The 266-nt window shown below is 50.4% G+C and carries 1 protein-coding gene; it reads right to left on the bottom strand.

What is annotated here, in order from left to right; all coding sequences use genetic code 11:
• On the bottom strand, window positions 1-266 hold a 266-nt coding region (locus KNO92_RS14760; RefSeq protein WP_214761903.1), incomplete at both ends, for a zinc ribbon domain-containing protein.

Below are 266 nucleotides of genomic sequence, written 5' to 3' on the forward strand. Positions count from 1 at the left end.
CGGTCATGATGCGCGCCACAGGCACACGTCCATTCACGGACATCCATCGCCTTCTTCTTGCCTTTTACGCCGCAAGTGGAACAGATTTGAGTGGATGCGAACCATTGATCCGCCTTGATGAGTGTCCGTCCGTAGAAGTTTGATTTGTATTCGAGTTGACGGACGAACTCGTACCAACTGACATCGCCAACCGATTTGGCTAAGCGTCGGTTCTTCATTATGTTGCTCGATTTCAATGTCTCCACGACGATGACTTGGTTCTCGTC

This window comes from Exiguobacterium sp. s129, assembly GCF_018617585.1.
Taxonomy (GTDB): domain Bacteria; phylum Bacillota; class Bacilli; order Exiguobacteriales; family Exiguobacteriaceae; genus Exiguobacterium; species Exiguobacterium aestuarii_A.